Origin of the sequence: Paenibacillus sp. B2(2019) (genome assembly GCF_008370385.1) — a bacterium.
In the GTDB taxonomy this organism is placed as follows: domain Bacteria; phylum Bacillota; class Bacilli; order Paenibacillales; family Paenibacillaceae; genus Paenibacillus_AQ.
The window spans coordinates 14396-32950 of record NZ_VTZR01000012.1 but is presented as its reverse complement, the minus strand read 5'-3'; the positions used below and the strand labels follow the sequence as shown (position 1 = coordinate 32950).

18 protein-coding genes are annotated in these 18555 nt (G+C 43.5%); 9 read left to right on the top strand and 9 right to left on the bottom strand.

The features are described from left to right. Positions 1 to 261: 261 nt before the first annotated feature. Positions 262 to 900, bottom strand: a complete 639-nt coding sequence (locus PAENI_RS09700) for a 3'-5' exonuclease (RefSeq protein WP_076286301.1) — start codon at positions 898 to 900, stop codon at positions 262 to 264. Positions 901 to 1232: 332 nt separating this feature from the next. On the opposite strand from PAENI_RS09700, the gene PAENI_RS09695 reads away from it, so the two are divergent. Both PAENI_RS09695 and PAENI_RS09690 read left to right on the top strand, forming a co-directional pair. Next, positions 1233 to 1850: a DNA-3-methyladenine glycosylase family protein gene (locus PAENI_RS09695; RefSeq protein WP_149645099.1), complete on the top strand. Its 618-nt coding sequence runs from the start codon at positions 1233 to 1235 to the stop codon at positions 1848 to 1850. A gap of 22 nt (positions 1851 to 1872) precedes the next feature. Further along, the gene (locus PAENI_RS09690; RefSeq protein ID WP_149645098.1) at positions 1873 to 2577 is read left to right on the top strand and encodes a DNA alkylation repair protein; all 705 of its coding nucleotides are present in this window, start codon (positions 1873 to 1875) and stop codon (positions 2575 to 2577) included. A 36-nt stretch (positions 2578 to 2613) separates the two neighbouring features. Here the strand turns inward: PAENI_RS09690 and PAENI_RS09685 are convergent, their stop codons facing one another. Then, positions 2614 to 3297, bottom strand: a complete 684-nt coding sequence (locus PAENI_RS09685; RefSeq protein WP_149645097.1) for a PspA/IM30 family protein — start codon at positions 3295 to 3297, stop codon at positions 2614 to 2616. Between the two features lie 47 nt (positions 3298 to 3344). After that, entirely contained in the window at positions 3345 to 3563 is a 219-nt protein-coding gene (locus tag PAENI_RS09680) for a PspC domain-containing protein (RefSeq protein WP_042185808.1), read from the bottom strand. 287 nt (positions 3564 to 3850) lie between these two features. Here PAENI_RS09680 and PAENI_RS09675 point away from each other — a divergent pair, with 287 nt between their 5' ends. Then, entirely contained in the window at positions 3851 to 4264 is a 414-nt protein-coding gene (locus PAENI_RS09675) for a zinc ribbon domain-containing protein (RefSeq protein WP_042185810.1), read from the top strand. 79 nt (positions 4265 to 4343) lie between these two features. Here PAENI_RS09675 and PAENI_RS09670 read toward each other — a convergent pair whose 3' ends face one another. Beyond that, positions 4344 to 5447, bottom strand: coding sequence for a GerAB/ArcD/ProY family transporter (locus PAENI_RS09670; protein ID WP_149645096.1), 1104 nt, complete (start codon positions 5445 to 5447; stop codon positions 4344 to 4346). Between the two features lie 145 nt (positions 5448 to 5592). Here PAENI_RS09670 and PAENI_RS09665 point away from each other — a divergent pair, with 145 nt between their 5' ends. The 5 genes from PAENI_RS09665 (at position 5593) to PAENI_RS09645 (ending at position 10467) form a co-directional block, all read left to right on the top strand. Next, positions 5593 to 7107, top strand: coding sequence for a spore germination protein (locus tag PAENI_RS09665; protein WP_149645095.1), 1515 nt, complete (start codon positions 5593 to 5595; stop codon positions 7105 to 7107). Next, positions 7104 to 8327 carry a Ger(x)C family spore germination protein gene (locus PAENI_RS09660; RefSeq protein ID WP_149645094.1) on the top strand — a complete coding sequence of 408 codons (1224 nt, stop codon included), beginning with the start codon at positions 7104 to 7106 and terminating at the stop codon, positions 8325 to 8327. Before PAENI_RS09665 ends, PAENI_RS09660 begins: the two co-directional genes overlap by 4 nt. A gap of 5 nt (positions 8328 to 8332) precedes the next feature. After that, complete coding sequence (locus PAENI_RS09655) at positions 8333 to 8563, top strand: hypothetical protein (protein WP_149645093.1); 231 nt, start codon at positions 8333 to 8335, stop codon at positions 8561 to 8563. Positions 8564 to 8866: 303 nt separating this feature from the next. Continuing rightward, on the top strand, positions 8867 to 9640 hold the full coding sequence (locus tag PAENI_RS09650) for an SDR family NAD(P)-dependent oxidoreductase (RefSeq protein ID WP_042185818.1): 774 nt from the start codon (positions 8867 to 8869) through the stop codon (positions 9638 to 9640). A gap of 467 nt (positions 9641 to 10107) precedes the next feature. Then, a complete protein-coding gene (locus PAENI_RS09645; RefSeq protein WP_149645092.1) occupies positions 10108 to 10467 on the top strand; it encodes a hypothetical protein in 360 nt (119 codons plus the stop codon). A 63-nt stretch (positions 10468 to 10530) separates the two neighbouring features. Here PAENI_RS09645 and nrdF read toward each other — a convergent pair whose 3' ends face one another. Genes nrdF through nrdI form a run of 3 tightly spaced genes read right to left on the bottom strand, consistent with a single transcriptional unit; the run spans position 10531 to position 13960 of the window. Then, positions 10531 to 11490, bottom strand: coding sequence for a class 1b ribonucleoside-diphosphate reductase subunit beta (gene nrdF / locus PAENI_RS09640; protein WP_042185822.1), 960 nt, complete (start codon positions 11488 to 11490; stop codon positions 10531 to 10533). A gap of 39 nt (positions 11491 to 11529) precedes the next feature. Next, positions 11530 to 13614, bottom strand: a complete 2085-nt coding sequence (nrdE, locus tag PAENI_RS09635) for a class 1b ribonucleoside-diphosphate reductase subunit alpha (RefSeq protein ID WP_149645091.1) — start codon at positions 13612 to 13614, stop codon at positions 11530 to 11532. After that, positions 13601 to 13960, bottom strand: a complete 360-nt coding sequence (nrdI, locus tag PAENI_RS09630; protein ID WP_042185827.1) for a class Ib ribonucleoside-diphosphate reductase assembly flavoprotein NrdI — start codon at positions 13958 to 13960, stop codon at positions 13601 to 13603. Before nrdI ends, nrdE begins: the two co-directional genes overlap by 14 nt. A gap of 403 nt (positions 13961 to 14363) precedes the next feature. Between nrdI and PAENI_RS09625 the strand changes: the two genes are divergently transcribed. After that, the gene (locus PAENI_RS09625; protein WP_149645090.1) at positions 14364 to 15938 is read left to right on the top strand and encodes an alpha-L-rhamnosidase-related protein; all 1575 of its coding nucleotides are present in this window, start codon (positions 14364 to 14366) and stop codon (positions 15936 to 15938) included. Positions 15939 to 15994: 56 nt separating this feature from the next. Here PAENI_RS09625 and PAENI_RS09620 read toward each other — a convergent pair whose 3' ends face one another. Then, complete coding sequence (locus PAENI_RS09620; protein ID WP_076286292.1) at positions 15995 to 16987, bottom strand: AraC family transcriptional regulator; 993 nt, start codon at positions 16985 to 16987, stop codon at positions 15995 to 15997. After that, the gene (locus tag PAENI_RS09615; RefSeq protein ID WP_149645089.1) at positions 16987 to 18549 is read right to left on the bottom strand and encodes a response regulator; all 1563 of its coding nucleotides are present in this window, start codon (positions 18547 to 18549) and stop codon (positions 16987 to 16989) included. The genes PAENI_RS09620 and PAENI_RS09615 overlap by 1 nt, the downstream gene beginning before the upstream one ends. Positions 18550 to 18555: the final 6 nt, after the last annotated feature.

The window sequence follows — 18555 nt, the reverse complement described above, 5'->3', positions numbered from 1 at the left end:
GGAATTTCTCCTTATAATTTTTATGAAATGCTTCATTTACACCCGAACCTTATGAATTATAGGGATAAATTCCCTGTAACTCTGTCGTATAGAGCGTAAATGTAGAATTACAGGGAGCTATTCCCTATAATGACCAGCAAGGTTAGATTTCTTCGTAGTGAATGAATCGACTTGTATGCTATATTCCTCCATCTATGCAAAACACCCAACCAGCTGTAATGAGCCTGTTGGGTGTTTTTTGCTAAATAACTTAATAGTTTCTTACAAATAGAAGTTTTTCGTTCTTTGATTGTTCACAGGTTTCTTAGCAGGTTTACTCTTTCGAGCAGAAAAAGGAGTGTATCCACCAGCAAACATTGTTCCGCTAGTATATCCTTGGCTGCTGGAGAGCAAAAGCGGGTCAAGGTGTGATTCTCGCTCCATAAGCATTAATAGAACCAAGGCAGCTGCGCGCGCGTCATCGAGAGCGTCATGGTGCTTCAGCTCAATGCCGAAATGCTCGGATACTACATTAAGCTTATGAGAGGGAAGCTCGGGCAGCATTTTTTTGCCTAATAAATAAGTACATAAGTATTGAAAGCTCGGATAGCTTATGGACATCCCATCGAGGCAATACCGCAGTACACTCATATCAAAAGCGGCATTGTGCGCTACAACAATTCGTCCGTGCAGCAAAGGTTCAACGGTGGGCCATAATTCGTGGAAAGTAGGCTGACCGATTACCATGGAGGGGGTGATGCCATGTATCGAAATGTTCATGCCGTCAAACCGCTGTTGCGGATCGATCAGCCAAGAATGTTCTGCTGTGATTACGCCATCTTTAACTTCCACAAGTCCCAAAGCACAGGCGCTGGATCGACTGGAATTCGCCGTTTCAAAGTCAATTGCTATAAAGTCCATCGTAAAGCTCCTCATCTATCATATATACATTCATATTAAAGTAGTAAAATGATAAATACAATCTAGTACAAGTTACATATAGTAGTTGAGTAAAAATATGAATTCCCCATATGGCTAAAAGCAGCAAAGGAAAAGCGGATTATTCGAGCATAAATAATGAAAAAATCTAAACAGAATAATCGAATCCTATACATGGAGCCATAACCATCTACCCGAGTAGAAATGTTGTGGCTTTTTCAAGTTTCGTTATCTTGCTATCCTATTCAAGAATCCGTACACTGCAAAATAGATGTTGTATATTATTGTTAAGCTCAGATACGGGAGGAAATACTTTGGGAGCTGTAATCACTAAATTTTTTGAATATGGGCAAGCAGAAGTCGATTACCTCGGAAGTGTGGACCCAGTGCTAGGTGCGGCGATGGCGCGAATGGGGAAAGTGGAACGTGTGATTATTCCGGATCTTTTCACCGCGCTTATCTATGCCATAGTAGGTCAGCTAATATCAGTCAAAGCAGTTCGAACTATCTGGACAAGAATGCAGGCTCAGTTCGAAGAAATAACTCCGCAGCAGCTAGCTATACACACAGCGGATGAGATTCAGGGTTGCGGCATGACGATGAAAAAGGCGGTTTGCATTCATGATATTTCCAAGCTGATTGCTGATGGGGAGTTTAAGCTGGAGGAATTATATGGATTGTCCGATCAAGAGGTTATTCAAAGACTCATGAAGTTAAAAGGCATCGGTATGTGGACAGCAGAGATGATGCTAATCAATTGTATGGAGCGCCCAGATGTAGTTAGTTGGGGAGATATCGCCATTCGTCGCGGCATGATGAAGCTGTATGGGCTTGACACGCTTACCAAAAAGCAATTCGAACAATACCGTCTCAAGTACTCACCACACGGTTCGGTAGCTTCCATATATTTATGGGAGATTTCATTTCAATAATTAATACGTAGGGAGCACTATAGTGGACAAAACAATAAAGGAACAGCTAGTGGAGTTGGCAGATGCGGATTACCAGAAGTTTTCTGCGGCTTTACTTCCGACGATCGATAATGTGATAGGAGTCAGGCTACCGGAGCTGCGTAAACTCGCCAAAACCATTGCAAAGGGTGACTGGAGAGCCTATTTGGAGCACGCCGACTCTGATTTTTTTGAAGAGGTAATGCTGCAAGGTATGGTACTTGGTTATGTGAAGGCAGATCCTGAAGAAATTCTGCATTATATTGCGGACTTTATTCCTAAAATCGATAACTGGTCGGTATGTGATAGCTTTTGCACAGGGCTGAAGTTTACCTTGAAGAATAAAGAGCAGATGTGGGACTTTATAGTGCCGTATCTGTTATCTGACAAAGAATATGAGATTCGATTTGCGGTAGTGATGATGCTTAATTTCTTTATTGAAGAAGCGTACATCAGTCGGATTCTACAACTACTCGATAAGGTCAGACATAAGGGATATTATGTGAAAATGGCGGTTTCTTGGGCGCTATCGATGTGTTATGTGAAGCTGCCTGCGGCTACGATAGATTATTTGAGAACTAACACTTTAGATGATTTCACCTATAACAAGGCTTTACAGAAAATCACAGAGTCTTACCGAGTAGATCCGGAATCGAAAAAAATGATTCGCGGGATGAAGAGGAATAGAAAAAACAAGCCCCTTATATAGCTCAGTTGCTGAGAAATAAGGGACCTGTTAGTATATTTATTTTTTGTCGGTATTGATTTTCCGGTTGCGGATACGTTCAATTTCATCATCAACAGCACTACGAAGGTTGGGGTCAATGGATGAAGCTACGCCTGCGCCTGAGTTGGATTTATACTTAGAGTTTTCTGCCAATGCTTCCCACTCGAAAATTTTCTCTTCCATTCGTTCGAAGCCACGTGAAGCGTTACCCACATTCGGTCCTTTTACATTGTTGCTATGAGGAGCCGAGCTTAGTGTTTCTGTAGCTTGCTGAGCACGAGCGATAAGTTCAGTTCTTTTCGCTTTAAGATGTTCGCGCTCTTCTTTAGCTCTAGCGATGTTGATCTCCAGTTCTGCCAGGGATTGCTGAGTTTGTGCCTGACTATTGATACTCTCATCCAGCTGTTCTGTATACCGCAGCTTGGCCATGAGTGCAAGGCGTGCTCTTTCTTCATTTCCTTGCTCAACCGCCTGAACGGCTTCAGCTTCGCTTTGCTCTATCAGCTGAGTATATTCTTGCTTACGACGTTCCAATACACTCGCTGTAACTTTTAAATCCCGCTCATTGCGTTCTGCCGTAGCTATTTCGTTCTCAAGATCGCGTAGATACTGACCCGTCAGTAGCACTGGGTTTTCTAATTTGTTCAGACCTTCGTGTAGGGCAGCTTTAGTAAGGGTGGAAATTCTTTTGAATAAACTCATGTTATATCTCTCCTTAGTATGTTTGATTGATATTAAATGACGATCTGTTAATAGAAATCATGTCCATCCGAAAAGCTGCCAAAAGGTTCTTTAGGGACGATGATGCTGGCGATAAAGTAAAAGATAAGTACGGTACCGAAGCTGAAAAGTGCTGCGGCAACAGTTACGAGACGGAGAATTGTGGCATCGATGCCTGACCAACTGGCAAGACCTCCGCATACACCACTAATCTTCTGGTCACTTCTGGAACGATATAATTTTTTCATTTATTATTGTCATCCTCTCTAATGGGGGTGATTGTGTTTAAATCTTGCAACCCGCTTGCTTATGTACTCATTGTATAGCCTTTTTAAATGCGGCAAAACGGCCTGAAGGCGGTTTTATATACCAGACCTGAGTCGAGGTACGTTCCCGCAGGAAGGCGGGGGAAATAAGTTCATGATTGTGGATGAACTACAAATCCCGGTTGAAGTTAGGTACAATAAAGAGAGGAATACTTGTGGTGGTGTCGAAATATGCTTATATATGACTACTACGGAATAGGGGGCTGAATATGAGCTTTTTTAACAAGGTAAAGGCAGGCGTGAGCGAGGCTGGCAATAAAGCAAAGACAGTGGTGGAGATCAATCGTTTGAAATTACAGAACAACAGCAAGCAGAATGACATTGACCAGCAGTATCAGGTAATGGGTAAACTGTTGTTTGAAGCTGTAACACAAGGAGCAGGACCATTGCCGAGTGAGCAGATCGAGAAGAATATTTCCCGTATTCTTGAACTGAAATCGGAGATTGAGGTCAATCTGCAGCAAATTGCGGGGTTGTCCGATGTGAAGCAGTGTAAAGCATGCGGTGGCAATGTGGCAATCGAGGCTCGCTTTTGTCCGAGTTGTGGATCAACTTTTGAAGTGTCAAATGAACCCATTCGTGATGTAACACCATCGTCGATTACTTTGGATAAGAAGGAATAAAGCTACTGCATGTAAGAAATTCATGAACAAAAGGACAGCTTAATAGCTGTCCTTTTTTTATTTTTAGGAGAGAGGTTGTTTAAACCTTGGCAGCAAAACGTTTTTTTAAATAATACACAATTAGCAACATAAGCGGCAGAACAAATGCACAGGTGAAATCCCAATCTACCCAGTAGGCGGGGATTTCCTTTACATAAAAAATGATGTCTTTGGCAATCAGTTGTGACATACCAAATAACAAAAATCCAGTGGGTAGGATCAGAGGACGGTGGCTTTTGAGTTTAAATAATTGGGCTGTACCTAATGTTAAAGCATAGTAATAAATGGCTGTTTTGAAGTATGTGCTGATAATCCATGCAGTAGCCATAAGCGCTTCAATACGTTGCAGAGAATTAGCAATATTAATTTTTTGAGCAAGAATATAAGCGGCATAAAATTGATGTTCAGAAGCGTAAACACCAAGAACGGTAAGGGAAAAAAATAAGATGAGGTTAAGTCCCAGAGCTCCGATGATCAGGGCTATGAAAATATCCCGGCTTGTTTTGCTATTCTTCTGAGCATAAGGATATACCATAAGAAACACGCATAATTCACCAAAAGGATAAAAAACACCATACATCAAAGTATGGAGCATGTCTGGTACTGGTGTGTTCATAATGGGGTATAAACGTTCCATTTTGACATCGGGAGTCAGCAGAAGCAGCAGACCGATCAAAAAAACTGCAAACAAAGGGAAAAAAAGCTGAGCTGCCCGTCCTAATGTTTCCAGACCCAGTCGTACACCATATACCAGCAGGAAAATGGCCATGAAACGGATAACCCCACCGGGTGTCTTCTCGTAAATCTGTGTACACATGAAATCTTCAATTTCTCTTATGTAAGTGGAAGCGGCAATCAGGAAGAACACTAAATAGAACAAGGCTACAGCCGTTCCGGCCCATTTTCCTAGGATTTGTAGGCTAAGCTCGATAATATTCTTGTTTGGTTCAATGTCTGCTAAGCAGAGCAACAGTTTTATGGTCGCTAGGCCCAAGGGAATACTAATCAAAGCAGCAATCCATGCATCTTGTTTCGCTCCTGATATCATTAACGCTGGATACACAAGCGCCATATCCCCAATAAATGTGAATAGCCCGAGTATAATCATTTGATTGGTACTAATTCGATCTTTCTCCAAACTCATATACCCCCTCAAATTTATTGGACTAGTTTTAGTATGGTTGTAGTTACCAGAATTATGCCATTCACGAATTTTAATCAGAAAGGAATAATTATCAAAATTAACATCAAACTATACTCATTAATCTAAGTGAAGTGGAGGCTACATCGTGAAAAGTTCGGAGACGGGTACACTATCAAACCGATTGAAAACCAATATTGATCAGTTGAACGGATTGCTGGGCGGAAGTTCTGATGTAGTGATAAAAGAGTTGCAGATAGAAGAAAATACTAATATTTCTTTGATTTACATAGATGGTCTTGTGGATACTCAGGTACTGCATAATTCAATTTTGTATTCTTTGCAGGAACATATTCCTTATGAACAGCTGGGAAAGCTTGAGCCCGAGCAGAAGATTGAGATTATTAAGAAACAGATATTAATAGCCGGTGATCTAACCGTTATCGTTGATTACAGCCAATTTGTACACGAATTGCTGTCCGGTAGTGTAATGCTGCTGCTCGATGGGACATCCACCGCTCTCCGGATCGGCTTACCAGGCTGGGAAGATCGCAATGTAGGGGAGCCCAGTTCCCAATCGGTTGTTCGAGGTCCAATGGAAGGATTCACTGAGAATTTACGGACGAATACGGCACTGGTTCGGCGGAAAATAAAAGATAGCCATTTATGGCTGGAAACCGTTCAGATCGGAAGGGTGACTCAAACCAGCGTATCCATTATGTATCTAAGCAACATCGCGAATAAGGAGTTGGTGCAAGAAGTAAAACGCCGTCTGAATAAAATTGATACGGACAGTATTCTCGAGAGTGGATATATTGAAGAATTTATTCAAGAGACGGTATTTACACCATTTCCTACCGTATACAACAGTGATCGTCCAGATACGATTGCAGCAGGTATTTTGGAAGGAAAAGTGGCTATTATTGTTGATGGAACTCCTTTTGTACTGTTGGTACCTACATTTTTTGTGGCATTTTTTCAGTCTGCTGAGGATTATTACCAAAGGGCTGATATTGGTACATTGCTGAGATTAGTTCGTTTTATTTCATTTTTTATTACTTTGCTTGCACCTTCATTGTATGTTGCGATTACTACGTATCATCAGGAGATGATACCGACCAATCTTGTAATTAGTTTAGCTGCCCAGCGGGAGAGTGTTCCTTTTCCTGCTTTTGTCGAGGCGCTGATCATGGAAATGACTTATGAGATTTTGCGGGAGGCCGGGGTGCGGATACCCAAAAATATTGGACAGGCGATTTCCATTGTCGGAACGTTGGTGATAGGGCAAGCAGCAGTTGCGGCGGGATTTATTTCATCTGCAATGGTCATTATTGTATCGCTTACAGCCATTTCAAGTTTTGTTATTCCGGAGACAGGAATGTCTATAGCTGCGCGGATGATCCGTTTTGTGCTTATAGCTTTGGCCGGATTTATCGGATTATATGGAATTCTATTCGGTATTTTTATCATCGTACTGCATTTGTCGAGTTTGCGTTCTTTCGGAATGCCTTATATGAGTCCGCTCGGACCTTATAATTCAAAAGACTTAAAAGACTCTATCTTTCGCTTTCCGTGGCCTTTTTTAAAAACAAGACCTGCTGAGAACAAGACGCAGAACCTATTTCGTCAAAGCACATCCAGTGATGAGGAATCAGCAAAATGAATAAAAAATTAGTTAGAGGCGCTCTCCGATTGATGATAGCTCTCCAATTTACGTTAGTGCTAAGTGGCTGTTGGGAAAGAAAGGAGCTGAATGAGGTAGCCTTTGTCCTGGGGATAGGGATCGACAAGGCGGAGACGGGTTATACAGTTTCGATGCAGGTCGTTATTCCATCTGCGATTTCCTCACAATCGAATGGAGGAGGGGGAGGCACTGGAGTTCCAGTGGTTGTTTATAAATTTACGGTACCTACGTTTTATGATGCACAACGTAAGTTGAATCTGGATAGTTCCAGGACGAGTTATCTTGGTCATATCCGGGTGTTGGTTATTGGGGAGGAACTTGCCCGCTCCGGAGTGGGCGAGATACTCGACGTATTTAAAAGAAGTCGGGAAGCTCGAATGGATTTCTACGTCATGGTTGCCAGAGATACAACCGCCAGCGATGTCTTGAATGTCCTTACACCTATGGATAAATTACCAGCGAACAAATTATTTAGTTCCCTAGATAATTCTTATAAAGATTCAGCAAAAACAGTCGCTGTCACACTGGATGATTTTATTGAAAATTTATTGTCTGAAGCTGAACATCCTGTACTGACCGGAGTGGAAGTTATGGGAGATCCCAAAGAGGGAGAGGATAAAAGCAATGTAGAGCGAACAATGCCTAAGGCGAGATTGGAATACCATACTGTTGCTGTGTTTAAGAAAGACAAACTGATCGGTTGGCTAAATGAGAGTGAAACGATTGGTTATAATTTTATCAAGGATAAGGTAACCTCAAATTCTGGCGCTATATCAGGGGAAGACGGAAAGCCCATTGTGATCGAAGCGATCCAGACTTCAACCAAACGCAAAGTGAAAATTATTGATGGGGAGCCGCATATATACCTTAATGTTAAGGCACTTTGCAATATTGAAGAAGTGCAAAGTACAGAGAATTTGGAAACGGAAAACACCATAAAACGTTTGGAAAAGGAAACAGAGGAACGGATTATAGAGCGGATGCAAAACACTGTCGAGCAAGTAAATCATCGCTTCAATGTTGATATTTTGGGATTTGGACAATCAATTTACCATGCCAGTCCTAAAGCTTGGGCAAAGCTACAGCAAAAGAAGGGGGACGATTACCTTAAATCATTGTCCATCCATTACAGTGCCTCAGTCGTTATTAACCGCGTAGGTCTAACAGATAATTCTTTTCTTGAAAAAATCAAGGAGTGAGTCAAATGGTGTTATTGTTTTTTTTGGTGCTTGCTGTAGGTTGTATGGCACTTGATTTGCCTAAATTAATGCGAAAGCGCCGAGTACGTGATCTTAGCGTATATTTTATATTTTGGATTTTGGGGCTTGGCGCGACCCTATGCGCGTTGTTAAAATTGAACATCCCGAGTCCTTTGTTTCTGATTATTTTTATCTATAAGCCAATAAATAATTTATTTGGAGCATGGTTTCATTAACAACGACGGATTTACAAATTATCAAACCCCTTAGAATAAGCATCGGATAAAACTTCTGGTTTATCTGATGAAATTCTAAGGGGTGTTTTTTTTATGACGATCAAAACCAAATTCTCAATTGTTGTAAAAGCAGATTAAAATATTCATTGCTATATACAATTAAATACAATAAAGTTGTCATATAGAGGATAATTTTGTCGATTTTTCTGCAAAAATGTTCCAATCCATATTGCATCAGGCGATATTAGGGTCTATGAGGTTCGAATCCTCCTCCTGAAAAAGACATAAGAAAGTGGTGCGCATATGAGTAGCAACAGATTTGAGAACAAAGTAGTTATTATTACAGGTGCAGGTACCGGAATCGGAAAAGCTACAGCCTTAAGAGTAGCAAGAGAGGGCGGTATTGTAGTAGTTGCCAATCGTTCAGATGCCGGCGCTAACACAGTTGAGGAAATTAAGGCTCTAGGTGGGGAAGCGATGTTTGTTCGGTCAGATGTTTCTCTCGAAGCAGACTGCAAAAATATCGTAGATCAAACATTAGCAGCTTATGGAAAAATTGATTGCCTATATAATAACTCAGCAATTACAGGAGACAATACGGATGTTATAGACTATGATCCGTTGTTGTTTCAAAAAGTGATTCAGACAAATCTCACTAGCCAATTCTACATGTTGCATTATACATTACCTCATATGAAATCCGGAGCTTCCGTTCTAAACTGCTCCTCTTTGCATGGTATTTTTATCGGGATGGCCAATGATGCAGCTTATTCAGCAAGTAAACATGCCATTGTGGGGATGACTAAATCAGTTGCCAAAGAAGTGGGTCACCGTAACATTAGAGTAAATGCCCTTTGCCCAGGACCTATCCCTACACCAACCATGAACAGATATGAAAAGCTGTTGTCTGATGATGTAGAGATGCTTCAATCTCTTATCGCTTCTGGAACGGCTCTGGGTAGATACGGTACGCCTGAGGAAGTAGCTGCGTTTGCATGCTTCCTACTAAGTGATGAGGCTTCGTTTATTACAGGTACAGCACATGTGATTGACGGGGGCTATTCCGCAACAAAGTAATCACGGGTTGATTTACTTATATAACAACTAATATATAGTATTGAAGGCTTTGCGGCGTATTCTGATTCCAAAAACCTGAAGGATGACTGGATTGGAATCGGAAGTCGCACGCTGAGCCTTTTTTAGTTGTCTAAAAAAATAGATTCTTCGTATGTTGGCAAATTGAATGGCTGCAAGAGACAGCAGATACACAAAAATGAATGAATTAAGGAAAATATGACCATGGATATGTTGGAATTTGTAGAAATTTGTATTTTAATATAAATAAAAAAAGAAATTTGTCGATAATAATATAGGTAATATGTATTAGTTAATATTCTAGAAAGGGTGTTGTTATAAAAACGATACAGGAAGTAGATGTCGTCGCCCTGAAAAAGCCTGGGGCGGGTATTTTTTATCTGTGAAGTTACATACATTTCATCTCTATTATTAAAAAAATAACGTTAAAACTTGGAGGAAAAATAATTATGTCATACACAATTAAGTACAACCAAAATGAGAACCATATCGATGTAGTATCTATTGATTTTTCAGCTGAAGATGTTCCAGGATACCTTAAAGATTTTGAAAATATCATGAAGCTTGTTAAACCTAAATTTACAGGAACAACTGATGTAACTGAATCTAAAAGTGTACTTACTCCTGAGGTTGCAGCTATGCTAGCCCCTACAGGTGCGATGGCGAGTGAAGCTGGTCAAGCAGGATGGGCTTATGTAACTAAAAACCCAATTTGGAAGATGCAATTGAAACGTATTTTTGGCAGAGATTTTGCAGATGCTTACGATACCTATGAAGAAGCTAGAACAGTACTGAAAAAATTGCAATAATCTAATCTTACAGTTAGCAAAAAGTGCGGAGAATTTTCTCCGCACTTTTTGTTTTATCTATATTTAAAATTGAAAATCTTCATCTTTCAGCGGCTCCACATTAAGCGCCCGGACGTATCCGTTACCTTTTTTCGAGAAGAAATCATGCTGCTTGGTGTGGGTACTGATGCCATTCTGAACAATCGGGTTGATCTCTTCCTCGTCGAATAGCGGATCATGCCCCAGATTCATCATGGCTTTGTTAGCATTGTATCTAAGGAAGGTCTTGACCTCGTCCACCAGTCCGATGGGAGCGTAGATCTGCTCGGTATAACGTTCTTCATTCTCATGGAGCAGTCTAAGGAGGTCTACCAGCTTCTGGTGTAGCTCACGCTGCTCGTCATCTGGTAGCCCGTCAAAGATCTCCTGCGCCAGCACACCGACATATACGCCATGGATGCTCTCATCCCGCAGAATAAGGTCGATGATCTCACCGCTGCATGTCATTTTGCCTTGGCCAGCTAGATAAAGCGGGTAGAAGAAGCCACTGTAGAACAAGTAGCTCTCGAGCAGCACTGAGGCTGCCATGGCAAGGTACAGATCTTTGGGTGAATCTATTTTTTTGTAATATTGTGATATGGTCTCTGCCTTGAACTGCAGATAAGGGTTCTCTTCAACCCAGCGGAACACACTGTCAATCTCCTCTGTGGAGGACAAAGTGGTGAAAATGCTACTGTACGATTTGGCGTGAATCTGTTCCATCATGCCCATAAAGCCAAGCACAGCCTTGCGCTGAAGACCTTCGACATGCTCCATAATCTGCGGCATACCTACTCCGCCTTGAATCGTATCCAGCAGCGTGAGTCCGCCGAGTACCTTCATATAGGAGTCCTTTTCTTGCTCACTGAGCGTGAGCCAGGACATTTTATCATCGGATAATGGAATTTCATCGTCCGTCCAGAATTGCATAATGTTCTGATTCCAGAACATCAATGAGAAATCGTCGTCAGGACGGTTCCAGTTAACGGCTTGAATAGCGGTCATAATATGGCAATCTCCTTTTCTGCGGCTATAGCCTTCCAGTTAGATCGAGCAGGTGAGGCATTCCTCAACGGACAGCTTTTTGGTCCGGGTGTAATATAGCGACTTCAGGCCTTTATGCGCCGCGTACAGATAGGAGCGTGCCAGTTCTCTGGTGGAGACATCGCTGTTCACATGCAGAACGGTCGAGATGCCCTGGTCGATGTGGGGCTGAATTTCCGCGATCAAATCGATCACCTTGAACTGATCCATTTGGTAAGCTGATTTATAGAAAAATACATTGTCTGGACGCAGGTACGGCATTGGATAGTAAGTCGTCGAATTAGCATAAGTCCGTGTCTCAATCTGCTCTACAATAGGCATAACGCTTGAAGTAGCATTTTGAATATAGGAAATGCTGGCTGTCGGTGCAATTGCCAAACGGTAAGCATGGTACAGCCCATTTGCTTTTACTGCATCCTGCAGTTGTTCCCAGTCCGCAGGGGATGGGATGAAAATATCTCCGAACAACTCTTGTACTCTTGGCGTTACAGGGCGGTAATCCGTAGTCAGGTAACGCTCGAAATAAGCTCCTGTAGCATAATCAGAAGCCTCAAATCCATGGAAAGACCGGCCGGTTGCAGCAGCGATCTCCATGCTTTTCTCCAGTGAATGGTAGTTCATGGTCATGAAGAAGGTCCGGGCAAAATCGCGAGCCTGTTCGCTCTCATAAGCGATCTTGTTCTTGGCTAGATAGCCGTGCAGATTCATGACGCCGAGACCGACGGAGTGCATCTCTTTGTTAGCTTTGGCTACGCCTGGGGCATTGGAGATGCTGGTCATATCGCTGACTGCAGTCAAGGCGATCATGCCTTCATGTACCGATTCACGGATTTTGCCATGCTCCATCACGTTGACAATGTTCAAGGAAGCCAGATTGCAGCTTACATCACGGCGGATGATATCTTCCTGTCCGTAATCAGCAATTTCTGAGGTCTCCTGCAGCTGGAAGATTTCCGTGCAGAGGTTGGACATTTTGATCTGTCCAACGTTTTTCAGGGCATGGGCCTCATTGGCGTTGCTCTTGTTCATGATATATGGATAGCCAGATTCCAGCTGGATCATGGCGATTTTGGTCAGCATATCCCGTGCGCTCATGGCCTTTCTCTTTTTGACACGTGGATCGGCTAGCAGCTTATCGTACATTTCATCCAAATCCATGTCATCAAGATGCGTGCCGTAAGCCTTGTAAACACTGTAAGGGGCAAATACATGGAGCGGTTCATTGTCCTTCGCCAGCTTATAGAAGCGATTCGGAATGATCAGGCCGATGGACAGGGTTTTGAGTCTTGTTTTTTCGTCGGCGTTGATCTTCTTACTGTCGAGAAATTCAAGAACATCCCATCCAAAAATGTTGTAGTAGGCGGCTCCAGAACCTTTACGTTGACCCATCTGGTCAGCATAGGAGAAGCCGTCTTCCATCAGCTTGAGCACAGGTATAATGCCCTTCGCCGCATCCTCGACACCCTTGATTGTCTCTCCGCGGGAACGGAGCTTGGACAGGTTGACAGCCACACCACCGCCGATCTTCGACAGCTGCATGCAGGTATTGAGCACATAGTTGATCGAATTAAGCGAGTCATCCATTTCGATAAGGAAGCAGGAGACAAGCTCACCGCGACGGCTCTTGCCGGCATTTAAGAAGGTTGGGGTCGCTGGCTGCAGACGCTGCTCCATCATCGAACGGGCAAGCATGCCAGCAGTAGCGGCATTCCCGCGTCCTAGGTGAAGGGCAACTGCCGCCACACGGTCCGGATAATGCTCCAGATATTGCTTGCGGTCATTGCTTTTTACAGCGTAATCCGTATAGAACTTCGAAGCTGCCATATAGGATGGAAAGCTGAAGTTGTAAGAATGGGTAATTTGGTAGACATCTTCAATCTCAGCCAAGCTGTACTGTTCGTAAAAATTTTCGTAGAAATCCTGTTCAATCATATAATCAACCTTGGCTTTTGTATTCGCAAAAACCAGGCTCCGCCGTTCTACATCCCGCATAAATTCGGCTACTGCCTCAAGGTCTTTATCCAATTGAAAGAAACCACTTTCGTCTCTCTTCATCAACATGTTGTTTAGTTCAATATGCCGCAACTCGGCTCACCTCCTGTTTAATTCGTTCCACATCACCAAATGTGCCCGATAGCTCAAATTTACCGATAACTGGTACATTGTACCGATCTGCAATCAAGTCTGCGCTATGCGCGAACAGCTCGCCCCAGTTCTTGTTGCCGCTGGCGGCGATGCCTTTCAAATTGGAATAATTGTTCTTCAAGAAAGTAGACACCTTCTCTGGAATCTGTCCAAAGCCGGTGGTATATGTAATAAGCACATAGGGCTCGTCAATGGTCATATGCTCTTCAATCTGCACAGCTGGCAGCTTAAGCTTACCAATGAAGCGTTTGACGTTTCCGGTTTTTGAATCGTATGCGACTAGCATGGAGTCTCTCCCCCTGTATATATTACTGTAAAGATTGAATAGATAGCTATAAATACTGGAAAATCATATGCATACTATATTTAGTGTGCGTTGTTTATTTTAATCACTATATGTTGAAAAGTCAACATGAAAAGTGCTTCCTAACTAGTTGGAAATTGGTCTAGTAAACGCTCTATTAAAGTGTTGATATCCCGGAAATACGCAGGTTGGAACGGTTTGCTAAGGCAGCTGTACTGTTTTTCGTGCTGGATGGTGCTGCATCTTTTTTATCATGACAAATTAGCGTCACTCCGTTGAGCAGAACTGTAATAAGAGTAAGATTAGCTGTATTCACTGTATGTTCAGGCAAGCGGAATTGAGGTTTACTAGAGGGGAACAAGACCAATGAAGGAGGAGATAGGTTATGACTCAAGCGATGCAGCGCCAGCAAGCGGTAACTATCCATAAAAATGAGGTGTTCGCTTTAACCGCAGAGCAGCTTCAACCTCAGCTTATTTACCGGGATTGTAAACCGAAGCAGATAATCCGGGTTGTAAAGAATGAACTAGCGGTGCATGGCTGGCAGTCAGAATCGATTCAAGGTGCAGAGTCTCTTTCTGCCATTGCTTTTGGTAAAGGGGAGGAGGTTATTCTAGATTTCGGAGAGCATCTAGTGGGAAGGCTGGCGATTCGGATTATTCCAATAGGTAGTCCCCCGGATGCTCCGTTACATCTGCAGATCACCCTCGGGGAAATGCCGGTGGAGATGGCTGAATCCTTTTCTGAGTATGACGGATGGCTAAGCAGCTCGTGGTTACAGGAAGAGCGAGTTCATCTGGATATACTGCCTTCATCACTAAATCTGGATCGTCGATACAGCTTTCGGTATGTAAAGCTTAAGGTACTTGATACGTCACCGAAGTATAAAGTATCCTTTGCTGAAATTAGTTGTACAGCGGAAACTTCGGCTGACCGCTCCCTTCAGGCTCCGTTGGGCCACACAGATCCTGAACTGCAAGCCATTGATGAAGTCAGCGTGAAGACGCTGGAAGAATGTATGCAGGAGGTCTTCGAAGATGGACCTAAGCGGGACCGAAGACTGTGGCTTGGTGACCTGCGGCTTCAGGCGCTGGCCAATTACGAAACGTTTTCGGGCAATGATCTGGTTAAGCGATGCCTGTACTTGTTTGCAGCTTATCCGGATGAGCGGGGTCGGATCACGGCTAACTTGTTCATGAAACCCCAGGTCATACCTGACGATACGTATCTCTATGATTATTCACTCTTTTTTGTATCTACACTTCATGATTATTACTTGGCTACAGATGACCGGAACACGCTGGAGGAGCTGTGGCCATCTGCTTATCGGCAGATAGAGCTGGCTTTAGAACGATTGGACGAGCGTGGCATTGTCACCGACGATGAGACCTGGTGGGCTTTTATTGACTGGCATCCGGATCTGAACAAACAGGCCCCGGCGCAGGCTATCTTAATCTATAACTTGAAATGCGCGCTGCATCTGGCCGTTCTTCTCGGAAATGAACGACAGGATCGTTTACGGCAGACGATTGAAGAACTTACGAAGACCACTTTGGATCACTTATGGGACTCTGAATTAGGCTATTTTGTTAGTGGTGATATTAGGCAGGTTTCATGGGCTTCTCAGATCTGGATGGTGCTTGCCGGAATCGTTGAAGAAGAGCGCGGGAAGAGACTATTGCTGCGGCTTCAGCAGGATTCCACTCCCATTCCGATGACCACACCCTATATGGTTCACCATTTTATTGAGGCACTGATTCAGATGGGCGAAAGGGATACAGCCATTTCGGAGATCAAGAAGTATTGGGGGCAGATGATTAAAGACGGGGCTGATACGTTCTGGGAGCTGTATAATCCAAGCGACAAGAGCTTTTCTCCCTATGGCAGTCATTTAATTAATAGTTATTGCCATGCTTGGAGCTGTACGCCAACGTATCTGATCCGCAAATATCAATTATAAGCAGATGCCTATTCGATAGCAGCTCGAACAGCCTGAGCACCGTAGCAAATGGTGTCTCAGGTTGTTTGGCTCTGCTTGCGGTACAAAAGCGGAGTAACTTCGTATCGTTCCGCGAATTTTTTGTAGAAAAAGCTTAGGCTTTCATATCCGCATTCTCCGGCTATATCTCCAATCGGTCGATCACTGTTAGCAAGTAAGAGCGCGGCATAAGCCATACGATGCTCTTGTACCAACTCACCAAACGTTTTGCCTGTGCTTTTCTTAAGTAGATTGCTCAGATAATTGGGATTGAAATTAAAGCGTGTGGCCAAATCCTTCAAGGAGCAGTTATTAAAATGATGTTCCAGATATTGTAGGATTTCCAGCAGATCGCCTCGTTTAGTGGTGGGTAATCCACTGGGGGCGGTGTCCTGGTTTAGAACCCGCATGAGCTCGGTAAACACGATGACCATATAACCGTTGATCATGTCCGCGGAGAAATCACGGGGATCAAAGTACTCGCACATCATGCTGGCGAGAATATGGTGAAGGTTATGACTGTTATCTGATCGGAAGACAAGGTAACGGTCATGGGCTGCAGCGGGAGATTGGGCGTTGATCAGAAAATCACTTAATCTTCCGTCAGAACCCAGCCGGGTCAGAAATGCCGCGTTCAGTGTTTCCTTTCGCATCAAAATATTGATCAAAATATCGTCTTCATTAAGTGTAAAAATTGAATGGGGTACGTCCGTATCCAACAAGCAAATCTGGCCTTGAGTCAGTTCTACGACGGATCCGCCAATAGTCTGACGGCAGCGGCCTGAGTACATATAATTTAGTTCGATAAATGTATGCGTATGCTCCGGCATATCGGCGAACCGGTGGTGCTTGCTGATATGATAATCGCCCTGATTAAAAAAATGATGTACCGGTAGACGCGGAACCCGTTCTCCGTGAGGTAAGATCAATTCTTTGCCACCAAATTCATTAATGTTGCGACGGGTGTACTGTTGTTTGGCTTCGATTGCATCAAGGCGGCGTAGATAACAATCCAGCTCCATATGATCCATTAGCGTGCCCCCTCTTTTTCAGCTTCACTTAATTTTCGATATTCCTCTGGTGTGAACCCGGTCATTTTCTTGAATAGGCGGAAAAAATATTTGGCGTTATCGATCCCAAGACTCTTGGCAATCTTATAAATCTTCTCATTACTGGTACGGAGCAGCAACTTGGCACGTTCGATTCGCTCTTTGTTGACATAATCAATCAGATTTTCGCCCGTCTTCTCCTTAAACAAGTAACTAAGATAGCTCGGACTGATGTAGAACAGATTCGATAAATGCTCTAGCGTGAGGGACGAGCAGATGTTTTTGCGGATATATACCTTTACATTATCAATGACGTTGGGAGAGGCATAGACCGATTGTTCCTTTAGTAATTCTGCAATCGAGGTGAGTACGGTCAGGAAATATCCCCGGAGTTCTTCCGAATCAAATGAAATATTAAGTACGCCTTCAAGGCTGGATGATGTATGTTGTCCGTTCTCTACAGGAAAATAGACGGAAACCAAGGTTTTGACCTCTGTGATTATGGCTCGGCAGTTCTCTTTCAACTGATGGATTGTTGCTGCGGGTTGCCCTCGGTAATAGTCAAAATAGTCGTGAATTCGATCTTTCACCTTATCGCTATTCCCAGATTCGATAAAAAAGATGAGTTCCCGGCTGCCTTCCCACATTTCCGGCCCTGCTTGGTAGCTACCCGGGCGGTAGTGGAAAAACTGTCCCTGGTCGGCGATGGCCCGGCAGTTCAATGCGGACATCGATTCTAGCCGTGCCTGCGGCAGTTCCTTCAGATCGGTTATTCTGCCACTTATGCCGATGCAGGCTTGTGGTCCAGTTTCTTTGATCAACTGTTTGGCTTCATAAGAAGCCAGTTCTAGCACCTTGGAATCACTCAGTGAAGCATCACATAGCAGGAGTGAAAAGGCGAGTTTCCTGCTCTGAGGATGAGGGAGAAAGATACTAGTCCTCTCCAGATAGGGTTCTTGGGCAACTAGATCTTCTGGATTATAGAGCGTCAATAGGATCATTCTTCGGGATGTCATCAGATTGAGCAATGGGGCTGATCGGAAGCTTGGCGGCTTCTCAGCCGGGTAGAAGCCGGCAATGTATTGAAGCAGGGCCTGCAAATCTCCCTGTAGGCTTAGCTGCTCCGCTTCTTTGGTTATATTCAGAGTTTCCGCCTTAGCGGACTGCTCACTCTCTATGGCGGTTATCGCTTTGGAGATCGCTTGGTGGATCTCGTCTTTGCTGAACGGCTTCAGTAAATAGTGGACAACTCTGGCTGAGATCGCTTCTTGCATATATTCAAAATCGGAAAATCCGCTGATGACGATGATTTTCTTATCGGAATAATCATTTTGCAGCTGACGAAGCAGGGATTTTCCATCCATCACGGGCATCCGCATATCGGTGAAGATTAGATGTGGGTCCGTCGCTTGGATAAGGTCCAAGGCATCCTCACCATTGTCGGCTTCTCCACTGAAGATCAGTTCATTAGTCACTGCCTTGATTTTTTTTAGTAGACCCTGGCGGATCAAAGGCTCATCGTCGACGATTATGAATTTGTACATGATCCA

Bases quoted from the DNA above. Each gene is read 5' to 3' on its own strand.
- nrdF (WP_042185822.1), bottom strand. From the start codon at position 11,490: ATGACCGCTATTCAAGCCGTTAACTGGAACCGTCCTGACGACGATTTC.
- PAENI_RS09655 (WP_149645093.1), top strand. From the start codon at position 8,333: ATGGTGTTATTGTTTTTTTTGGTGCTTGCTGTAGGTTGTATGGCACTT.
- nrdI (WP_042185827.1), bottom strand. From the start codon at position 13,960: ATGCTAGTCGCATACGATTCAAAAACCGGAAACGTCAAACGCTTCATT.
- PAENI_RS09700 (WP_076286301.1), bottom strand. From the start codon at position 900: ATGGACTTTATAGCAATTGACTTTGAAACGGCGAATTCCAGTCGATCC.
- PAENI_RS09615 (WP_149645089.1), bottom strand. From the start codon at position 18,549: ATGTACAAATTCATAATCGTCGACGATGAGCCTTTGATCCGCCAGGGT.
- PAENI_RS09645 (WP_149645092.1), top strand. From the start codon at position 10,108: ATGTCATACACAATTAAGTACAACCAAAATGAGAACCATATCGATGTA.
- PAENI_RS09675 (WP_042185810.1), top strand. From the start codon at position 3,851: ATGAGCTTTTTTAACAAGGTAAAGGCAGGCGTGAGCGAGGCTGGCAAT.
- PAENI_RS09650 (WP_042185818.1), top strand. From the start codon at position 8,867: ATGAGTAGCAACAGATTTGAGAACAAAGTAGTTATTATTACAGGTGCA.
- PAENI_RS09625 (WP_149645090.1), top strand. From the start codon at position 14,364: ATGACTCAAGCGATGCAGCGCCAGCAAGCGGTAACTATCCATAAAAAT.
- PAENI_RS09680 (WP_042185808.1), bottom strand. From the start codon at position 3,563: ATGAAAAAATTATATCGTTCCAGAAGTGACCAGAAGATTAGTGGTGTA.
- PAENI_RS09670 (WP_149645096.1), bottom strand. From the start codon at position 5,447: ATGAGTTTGGAGAAAGATCGAATTAGTACCAATCAAATGATTATACTC.
- PAENI_RS09660 (WP_149645094.1), top strand. From the start codon at position 7,104: ATGAATAAAAAATTAGTTAGAGGCGCTCTCCGATTGATGATAGCTCTC.
- PAENI_RS09685 (WP_149645097.1), bottom strand. From the start codon at position 3,297: ATGAGTTTATTCAAAAGAATTTCCACCCTTACTAAAGCTGCCCTACAC.
- PAENI_RS09620 (WP_076286292.1), bottom strand. From the start codon at position 16,987: ATGGATCATATGGAGCTGGATTGTTATCTACGCCGCCTTGATGCAATC.